10 protein-coding genes and 1 pseudogene are annotated in these 8,468 nt (G+C 37.7%); 1 reads left to right on the plus strand and 10 read right to left on the minus strand.

Going from position 1 to position 8,468, the window contains the following annotated elements; genetic code table 11:
- Positions 1 to 214: pseudogene (locus B0B05_RS15640) on the minus strand (IS5/IS1182 family transposase); the annotation flags it as partial.
- Between the two features lie 132 nt (positions 215 to 346).
- Here B0B05_RS15640 and B0B05_RS17290 point away from each other — a divergent pair.
- On the plus strand, positions 347 to 457 hold the full coding sequence (locus B0B05_RS17290) for a T9SS type A sorting domain-containing protein (protein WP_143746059.1): 111 nt from the start codon (positions 347 to 349) through the stop codon (positions 455 to 457).
- A gap of 74 nt (positions 458 to 531) precedes the next feature.
- On the opposite strand, the gene B0B05_RS15645 is transcribed toward B0B05_RS17290, so the two are convergent.
- From B0B05_RS15645 to B0B05_RS15685, 9 genes are all read right to left on the minus strand, one after another.
- Complete coding sequence (locus B0B05_RS15645) at positions 532 to 1,083, minus strand: DUF4442 domain-containing protein (RefSeq protein ID WP_076784516.1); 552 nt, start codon at positions 1,081 to 1,083, stop codon at positions 532 to 534.
- Positions 1,084 to 1,179: 96 nt separating this feature from the next.
- Complete coding sequence (gene trpA / locus B0B05_RS15650) at positions 1,180 to 1,965, minus strand: tryptophan synthase subunit alpha (protein WP_076784517.1); 786 nt, start codon at positions 1,963 to 1,965, stop codon at positions 1,180 to 1,182.
- Between the two features lie 55 nt (positions 1,966 to 2,020).
- Positions 2,021 to 3,211 (minus strand): tryptophan synthase subunit beta, encoded by a 1,191-nt coding sequence (gene trpB / locus B0B05_RS15655; RefSeq protein ID WP_076784518.1) that lies wholly within the window; start codon positions 3,209 to 3,211, stop codon positions 2,021 to 2,023.
- A 34-nt stretch (positions 3,212 to 3,245) separates the two neighbouring features.
- Complete coding sequence (locus B0B05_RS15660; RefSeq protein WP_076784519.1) at positions 3,246 to 3,923, minus strand: phosphoribosylanthranilate isomerase; 678 nt, start codon at positions 3,921 to 3,923, stop codon at positions 3,246 to 3,248.
- 18 nt (positions 3,924 to 3,941) lie between these two features.
- Positions 3,942 to 4,709, minus strand: a complete 768-nt coding sequence (gene trpC / locus B0B05_RS15665; RefSeq protein ID WP_076784520.1) for an indole-3-glycerol phosphate synthase TrpC — start codon at positions 4,707 to 4,709, stop codon at positions 3,942 to 3,944.
- 61 nt (positions 4,710 to 4,770) lie between these two features.
- A complete protein-coding gene (gene trpD / locus B0B05_RS15670) occupies positions 4,771 to 5,760 on the minus strand; it encodes an anthranilate phosphoribosyltransferase (RefSeq protein ID WP_076784522.1) in 990 nt (329 codons plus the stop codon).
- 57 nt (positions 5,761 to 5,817) lie between these two features.
- Complete coding sequence (locus B0B05_RS15675) at positions 5,818 to 6,393, minus strand: anthranilate synthase component II (RefSeq protein WP_076784521.1); 576 nt, start codon at positions 6,391 to 6,393, stop codon at positions 5,818 to 5,820.
- 81 nt (positions 6,394 to 6,474) lie between these two features.
- Positions 6,475 to 7,914, minus strand: a complete 1,440-nt coding sequence (locus tag B0B05_RS15680) for an anthranilate synthase component I family protein (RefSeq protein WP_076784523.1) — start codon at positions 7,912 to 7,914, stop codon at positions 6,475 to 6,477.
- Positions 7,915 to 8,140: 226 nt separating this feature from the next.
- The coding region (locus tag B0B05_RS15685) for a transposase (RefSeq protein WP_076784207.1) at positions 8,141 to 8,468 on the minus strand (328 nt) is incomplete at its 5' end.

An 8,468-nucleotide genomic window follows, 5' to 3' on the forward strand; every position in this document is an offset into this window, starting at 1 on the left:
TAAACATTTCCTTGAGCAAAAGCATTCCTGCTATTTTGCGAACCGCAATAGAGGGTCTTCCTTCTTTTGAAAATAAACCCTCGAACTCAGCTTCTATTTTATCCCAAGAAATCTCATGCGCTAATTTTACAAGTGGATGATCCATATTAATAAGCTCGGTAAGTCTGGTCTTGAATAAATTTTGCTGTAAATCCTGTTTTATTTTTCCTAACATTTTGCCACTTTTTATACCCTAAAAATACGATTTTCTGCAATTTTATACAACATTTTTAAGCGAAATTTGATAATAAAATATTGAATATCAAATCGTTGTATTTATTTTAAGGAATGACTATTTAAAGGAAATCTGAAGAGCGATAAAAACCAAGTAAACATCAGCAATCTACCAGCAGGAACTTACAGAGTAATCATCTCTAACAATGGTGAAACCAACAGTAAAAACCTGATTGTAAAATAATATTCATATCTATCCATAAAAAAGGCTGCCATATTATAATTGGCAGCCTCTTTTTTATGCTTTAATAGAACTTCTCAACTTTTTATAACATGAGAATCAGATGCTTCTTTTCTCAAGCGCAATTTTTCTTTATAAAAAGCTTTGTCTGCAACATAAATGGTTTTATTAATGACACAAAAAACAGTTCTTCGGTCTTTGCTTACCAATTGGGTTTGCTTCACAAAAGTGTGCTCTTTCAGTTCTTTAACTTTTGTTTTGATCTCCTGGATTTCTTCCGGAGAAAAATCAAAATCGGCATAGATATCTTCTCTTGCAGGCTTTTTAAAAAAAATCTCCGCAGATTTGTCCCAAACAACATAACTCGTGTCCAAAAGATTCACCAATTGAACCATGGGAACAGGATCAACGGCTGAGAACATAGACCCTCCAAAAATACTACCATTGTAATTTCTGTTTTTGTAGCTAATCGGGATTTTGACCTCGATATAATGCAGATCTTCAGAAACTTTGGTAAGCCTTGCAGTAGACCGGCTGTACATTGGTGAAAAATTAAAAACCGGTTTAAAAAGTTTATTCAGAATATTATATTTCTTCCCGATTTCAGTAATTTTTTGATAAAAAGACATAAAACAGTTTTGATTGCAAAGTACTTAAAACCAAAATAATCTTATCGTTTTAATTCATAAAATGGTATGTTGCAAACAGTTTTGCTTTCACCTTAATCAATAATTCAGAATTCCCTTGATAAAATCCTTTCCTTTCTCTTCCCAATCTGCATTATCTAAAAGTATTTTCACAAAAGCGGTCCCAATAATTCCGCCGTCTGCTTTCTCAGTAACATTTTCAAAGTCAGACTTGTTTTTGATTCCAAATCCAATAAAAACAGGATTTTTCAAGTCCAAAGAAGCCAGTCTGTCCAGATACGTCTCATTTTTCAAAACTGCATTGCCACTTCCTGTTGTAGAGGACGAAGAAACAGCGTACAAAAATCCCGAACTTAATGAATCCAGATACTTAATGCGCTCTTCTGATGTTTCCGGTGTAACGAGAAATGTAAAGTTCAAATCATATTTTGCAAGAATAGCGTTGTATTTCCTTTCAAATTCAAAAGGTGGAAGATCGGGAATGATCAAACCTGAGATACCAACTTCCTGGCATTTTTGACAAAAATGCTCAAAACCAAATTGAAGTATTGGATTAAAATATCCCATCAAAACCTTGGGAATTGTCACCGAATCCTTAATCTCCGCCAATTGATCAAACAGTTTTTTGATGGTCATCCCGTTTTTAAGAGCCAGCTCATGCGCTTGCTGAATCACAGGCCCGTCAGCAACCGGATCAGAATATGGGATCCCTATTTCCATCATATCTGCACCAGAATTTTGGATCAGTTGCGCAATTTTTCCGGTGTCCTCCAATCTTGGGATTCCGGCGGTGAAGTAGATATTGAGTTTCTTTTGAAGTCCGAAGTCCGAAGTCCGAAGTCCGAAGGTGTTGTCTGTATTCATAATTTATTTAGTACAAAATTATATTGTGTCAAAATGTTTTTCTTCTGACCTCTGTCTATCGGACATCTGACAAAAATTTCAAATAGGTGTCCATATCCTTATCGCCGCGACCGCTGAGGCAAATCACGACCACATCGTCTTTTTCAAATTTTTTCTTTTCTAATACGGCCAAAGCATGCGCACTTTCCAAAGCCGGAATAATACCTTCTACTTTGGTAAGCTCAAAAGCAGCTCTCAAAGCTTCATCATCGTTGATACTGAAAAATTCTGCCCGATTTTGGTGATGAAGATTAGCATGCATCGGGCCAATTCCCGGATAATCCAAACCTGCAGAAATGGAGTACGGTTCTACAACCTGTCCATCTTCTGTCTGCATCACGAGGCTCTGGCTGCCGTGCAGAATCCCCAAGGTTCCAAGAAAAGTGGTCGCCGCAGACTCACCCGAATCTTTCCCCAGACCGCCGGCTTCGGCTGCAATAAGTTTCACTTCAGGTTCATTAATATAATGATAAAATGTACCGGCAGCATTACTTCCGCCACCTACACAGGCAATCAAATAATCGGGGTTTTCCCGGCCAATTTTTCTTTGAAGTTGCGCCTTGATTTCTTTAGAAATAACACTTTGGAACCTCGCCACCAAATCCGGAAAAGGATGCGGCCCCACTACACTCCCTATAATGTAATGCGTGGTTTCTGGATTATTGATCCAGTCGCGCAGGGCTTCGTTCACAGCATCTTTCAGCGTTTTGGAACCGGATTTTGCAGGAACGACTTTTGCACCCAGCATTTTCATTCGTGCTACGTTGGGAGCTTGCCTCTGGATGTCAATTTCACCCATATAAACGATGCATTCCAAACCAAGAAGCGCGCAAGCGGTTGCTGTTGCCACGCCATGTTGCCCGGCACCGGTTTCTGCGATAATCCTATGTTTTCCTAACCTTTTTGCTAGCAGAGCCTGACCAAGCGCATTATTGATTTTGTGCGCGCCGGTGTGGTTGAGATCTTCACGTTTGAGGTAGATATTGGCACCATATTTTTCACTTAAATTTTTAGCGAAGTACAACGGCGTTTCTCTGCCGACATAATTTTTGAGTAAATCCTGAAATTCATTTTGGAATTCGGCAGATTCAATGATTTGTAAATATTTTTCCTGCAGTTCGGCAACATTCGGATATAGCATTTCGGGAATGAAAGCACCTCCGAAATCGCCGTAATAGCCGTTTTTATCTGGGTTTTGGTAGTTCATAATTATGTAGATATTAGACCTTAGATATTAGAAATTAGATATTAGAAATTAGATTTTTAAATATTTTTATTCTTTTCAAATCTTTTATGCCGGGTTCGGTTTCAAATTTTGAATTGATGTCAAGGACAGTTGGCTGATGGTTGATAGTTGACAGTTGATGGACGTTTTCCAAAGAAATTCCGCCACTTAAAAAGTATGGAATTGGAATGTCAATATTATTCAAAATATTCCAGTCGAAAGTTTGCCCGGTTCCGCCAAATGCTTTGCTATCGGTATCGAACAATAAATAGTTGACGGTTGATGGTTGATGGTTGATGGTTTTTTGTAGTTCATCGGAAGTCTGATTTCCAATTCTGATGACTTTTATAATTTTAATTTCCTGATTCAGTTGTTTTGTTAATTCAGCAATATATTCCGAAGTTTCATCACCGTGAAGCTGGATAAAATTCAAGCCTGCTTTTCCCGAAATTTCAATGATTTTTTCTAAATTCTCATTTACAAAAACACCGACTTTTTTGAAATGGGGAACTTCCGCAATTTCTTTTAAACTTAAATGATCCAACGCATATCTTGATGATTTTTCATAAAAGATAAATCCCATAAAATCCACGTCAAGCGAAATCAATTCCTGAATCTGATCGAGTTTTGTCAAACCACAAACTTTCAGTTTTGGTTGTTGGTTGTTGGTTGATGGTTGATGGGCTGAATTCATTGTTGTACTGTTATATTATCACATTGTTACATTGGCAATGAAATCTTCGATTTTATTGCCTCTCATAAAATATTCACCCATAAGAAAACCATCGAATCCTTTCTCTTTCAAAAATTTGAAATCGTCTTCATTGTAAATTCCACTTTCGGCGATTGAAAAAATGCCTTCGGGAAGCTGATTTTTGAGGTCGACAGAATGTTGCAAATCGACTTTGAAATCTTTTAGATTGCGGTTATTAATCCCCACAAAATCAATATTTTTATTAATATGTTTTAATTCTTCTTCGGTATGAATTTCCAATAAGACTTCAAGATTTAAAGAATGAGCTAAATCTGTAAATTCCGAAACCTGTTTTGGTGAAAGACATGCTGCAATCAGCAAAATCACATCGGCTCCAATGGATTTTGCTTCGTAAAACTGATATTCATCGATCATAAAATCTTTCCTAAGGATAGGAATATTAATATGATTTCGCACATTTAAGACATCCTCAAAACTTCCACCGAAAAATTCCGAATCTGTCAAAACAGAAACAGCGCTCGCGCCAAATTTTTCATATTCAGAAACAACTTCCAACGCTGATAGCTGGGCGTTGATGATGCCTTTACTGGGCGATTTTCTTTTAAATTCGGCTATGATCCCGGATTTTGATTTGATGGTTTCCTTTAGCGAAAAAGTTTCTCTTCCGAAGAACTCCGAATCTTTCAGTTGCTCAACAGATTTTTTGGATTTTGAATCTGCAACTTCCTGTTTTTTATTTTTAATTATTTTATCTAAAATGTTCATTTTTATATGGTTGCTTGTTGTCAGTTGTCAGTTGATGGATTTTTATTGGTTAAAAATACAATTAACCATCAACTAACGACCGTAAACTATTTAATGCTTTTCCATTTTCCAGACTGTCTTTTGCTAAAGCCAGACAATCGAAATAATTACCATATTTTCGTGTGTTTTCCAGAGCTAAAGCAGCGTTGGCAAGAACAACGGAATTCTGTTCTTCAGTACCTTTTCCTTCCAAAATGCTGAGGAAAATTTTTGCGGCTTCTTCTTTGGTCTTACCGCCGGAGATGCTTTCGGGTTCAATATTTTTAAAGCCTAAATCCTGTGCAGAATAAATGGTTTCGCCGTTTTTATCAAAAATTTTGGAATCACCCGTCAACGAAATTTCGTCATAACCGTCCAAAGCATGGACCAGCATAAATTCCTGATTTTCTTTTTGCAACAAATATTGGTAAACCCGGGCAATCTCCAGATTGGCAACACCAATCATTGTGAAATCAGGACGAACAGGATTAACCAAAGGGCCGAGAATGTTGAAAAAAGTTTTCAGTCCAAGGTTTTTGCGAAGCGGCCCTACAGATTTGAGTGCAGGATGGAAAAGCGGTGCATGCAAAAAACAGATATTCCCTTTTTCCAGATCGGCTTTTAACTCATCTTCATTCTCTTTGAATTTGTAGCCTAATTCCTCCAGAACATTAGATGAACCGGAAATTGTAGATGCTCCGTAATTCCCTTGTTTTGCCACTTTCTGTCCGGCTCCGGCTACTATAAAACTCGCCAAAGTGGAAATATTAAAAGTATTTTTGCCATCTCCTCCAGTTCCGACAATGTCGACCAAATCTTTGGTACCGAGATCAACTGGTTTTGCCAATTGCAATAAGGCTTCACGGAAACCTTCGAGTTCTTCTAGTGTGATGCTCCGCATCAGAAAAACAGTGATAAAAGCCGTGACTTCGTTATCATTAAATTTTCCCTGCGAAATTTCTGTCAAAATGGATTTGGCTTCGGCTTTCGTCAAAGTCTGGTGGTTGAAGAGGTATTGTAGGATTTGTTTCATAATTAGTTGATGGATGTTAGTTGTTGGTTGATGGTTTTCGTGAATGTTTTCTATCAACTAATAAGCGTCAACTGACAACCAATTTGCTAGAATTTTCTTTCCATCTGGTGTCAGAATACTTTCCGGATGATATTGTACGGCATGCACATCGTAGGTTTTATGCTTTAGGCTCATTATCATCCCGTTTTTGTCAACACTTGTAATCTCCAGTTCTTCGGGGAAATTATCGGGATCGACTGCCCATGAGTGATAGCGCCCTACTTCCAGAGTTTCCGGTAAATTTTTAAAAATTGAATGTTCCTTAACCTGTTTAGATTCTGTGGCAACGCCGTGATATATTTCGGTTAGGTTGATCAGGCTTCCTCCGAATGCTTCCGCAATGGCCTGCTGACCCAAACAAACACCGAAAATAGATTTAGTTGGCGCATACTTTTTTATCACTTCCAACAGGATGCCTGCCTCTTCCGGAATCCCCGGGCCGGGCGACAGGATGATTTTATCATATTTTTCTATATCCTGCAAAGGAACCTGATCGTTGCGCAGCACATCAACTTTTTCGCCTGCGATTTGCTCAATCATCTGAACAAGATTGTAGGTGAAACTGTCGTAATTATCGAAGACTAATATTTTCATTTTTTTTCATTTTTAATGTATCAATGTAACAGTTTACCAATAATTGGAACATTGTTAGACTTTTACATTTTTTTTATTTATTTACATTTTTGTTGCTTTGATGATCGCTTTCTTCAAAGCGCCGAGTTTATTATTCACTTCCTGCAATTCATTTTCCGGATTTGATTTTGCGACAATTCCGGCTCCGGCCTGGTAAAATAAAGTGTTGTTTTTACTTAAAAAAGTCCGGATCATAATCGCCTGATTGCAGCTGCCGTCAAAGCCGACAAATCCAATGCAACCGGCATAAAAACTGCGTGAAGTTTTCTCGTGTTCATCAATCAATTGCATCGCGCGGTATTTTGGGGCACCGCTCAATGTTCCTTGTGGAAAAGTGGTGGCGATCATCTCATAAGGATTTTGGTTTTTGTCGACATCGGCCACCACTTCCGAAACCATGTGGATGACGTGTGAAAAAAAATGGATTTCTTTCAGTTTTGTCACTCTCGTGTTTTTCCCGTGGATGCTGAGATCATTTCTTCCCAAATCGACGAGCATGGTATGTTCGGCATTTTCCTTCGGATCTTTTTTGAGTTCTTCAGCAGCTTCCAAATCTTTTTCGGTGTTTCCTGTTCTTTTGAACGTACCGGCAATCGGATGAATAATGGCCTGATGATTTTTGATGATGAGCTGACTTTCCGGGCTTGAACCCATCAGTTTGTAATCGCCATAATCAAAGAAAAACAAATACGGAGAGGGATTAATATTTCTCAGTGCACGGTAAACATTGAACTCGTCACCCCTGAATTTTTGCTCAAACCGCCTGCTGAGAACCAATTGAAAAACGTCACCGCGGAAACAGTGTTTTTTCGCAAATTCTACAGATTCCAAATATTCTTCGTTAGTAAGATTGGAGGTCTCTTCGCCCAGAGCGTCGAATGGAAAGACGGGCGCATTTTTTTGCTGGATAAGATTTTCTATGGTAGATAATTCTGACTTGAGGCCAACTATTTTATTTTCAATTAGAAACATTTCGTCGTTGTGATGGTTGATGGCGATCACATATTGGTATAACCGGTAGCGCATCAACGGGATTTTGTTTTCCTCTGACTGCTCCTTGAACTTGATATTCTCAAAAAAAGGAATCGCATCATAACTCGTGTATCCAAACAAGCCCTGCGCCTGTTTCCCTATTTCGTGATTAGGAACTTCACAATCAAAAGTTTGGGAAAAGTTCTCTAAAAGTTGTGATAGTTTTTGGTTTTTCAACTGAATTTTAACCGGATTGTCCAAAGGAAATTTGAGTTCTGCTTCATCAAAATTCCTGATTTCTATTCCGGCAACAGCATTGATGCCAATAAAAGAAAAATTATTATTTTCGCCTTGGTTCCCTGCACTTTCCAACAAAATTGTGTCGCGAAACTGATCTCTAAGCCTCAGGTAAATCCCAATCGGTGTGAAGAGATCTGCCAATCTGGATTTGACTTCGGTTTTGATATGAATGGGTTGATGGTTGATAGTTGATGGTTTAAGGTTTTCCATTTTTTGGTTTTCAGTTTGGTCGTTGATTGTATTCAATTAGAAATCTTTGAGCTTTGGTGCATTACGGTACAAAAAAAGGCTTCAACAAAAATTTGTCAAAGCCTTTTATATTGAGTTATAGTTAGTTCAAAATTTAGAACACCGATAATTCCTTCAGACCCGACAAAGAGTTTGAAAGCCACCACCAAGTATTTGTGTTCAAAGATTCCATAGTATTAGAGCCTGTTTAAATTTTATTCAATAAATTTTTTATAGCGGATAATTTTACCATATTTTCAGAATTTTCCATTAGTAATTCGTAATTCCTGCATAATCTCCTGTCGTTATCAAACCAGGAAAATGTCCGTTCAATAATCCATCTTTTAGAAATGGGCTTAAAATCTGTTTTCTTTTCATCATTTCTCATCACCACATTGATTAGATAACCAAACTTATTTTTCACCTGTTCTATGATTTCTCCTCTGTAACCTCCATCAGCAAGAATAATCTTCACAGGACTTAAGAAATATGCCAAAGTTCTCATGAGAAAATCAACAGCTTTACTGTCATGAACA

Source organism: Epilithonimonas bovis DSM 19482 (genome assembly GCF_900108115.1).
Lineage (GTDB): Bacteria > Bacteroidota > Bacteroidia > Flavobacteriales > Weeksellaceae > Epilithonimonas > Epilithonimonas bovis.

Bases quoted from the DNA above. Each gene is read 5' to 3' on its own strand.
- B0B05_RS15645 (WP_076784516.1), bottom strand. From the start codon at position 1,083: ATGTCTTTTTATCAAAAAATTACTGAAATCGGGAAGAAATATAATATT.
- trpA (WP_076784517.1), bottom strand. From the start codon at position 1,965: ATGAATACAGACAACACCTTCGGACTTCGGACTTCGGACTTCGGACTT.
- trpB (WP_076784518.1), bottom strand. From the start codon at position 3,211: ATGAACTACCAAAACCCAGATAAAAACGGCTATTACGGCGATTTCGGA.
- B0B05_RS15660 (WP_076784519.1), bottom strand. From the start codon at position 3,923: ATGAATTCAGCCCATCAACCATCAACCAACAACCAACAACCAAAACTG.
- trpC (WP_076784520.1), bottom strand. From the start codon at position 4,709: ATGAACATTTTAGATAAAATAATTAAAAATAAAAAACAGGAAGTTGCA.
- trpD (WP_076784522.1), bottom strand. From the start codon at position 5,760: ATGAAACAAATCCTACAATACCTCTTCAACCACCAGACTTTGACGAAA.
- B0B05_RS15675 (WP_076784521.1), bottom strand. From the start codon at position 6,393: ATGAAAATATTAGTCTTCGATAATTACGACAGTTTCACCTACAATCTT.
- B0B05_RS15680 (WP_076784523.1), bottom strand. From the start codon at position 7,914: ATGGAAAACCTTAAACCATCAACTATCAACCATCAACCCATTCATATC.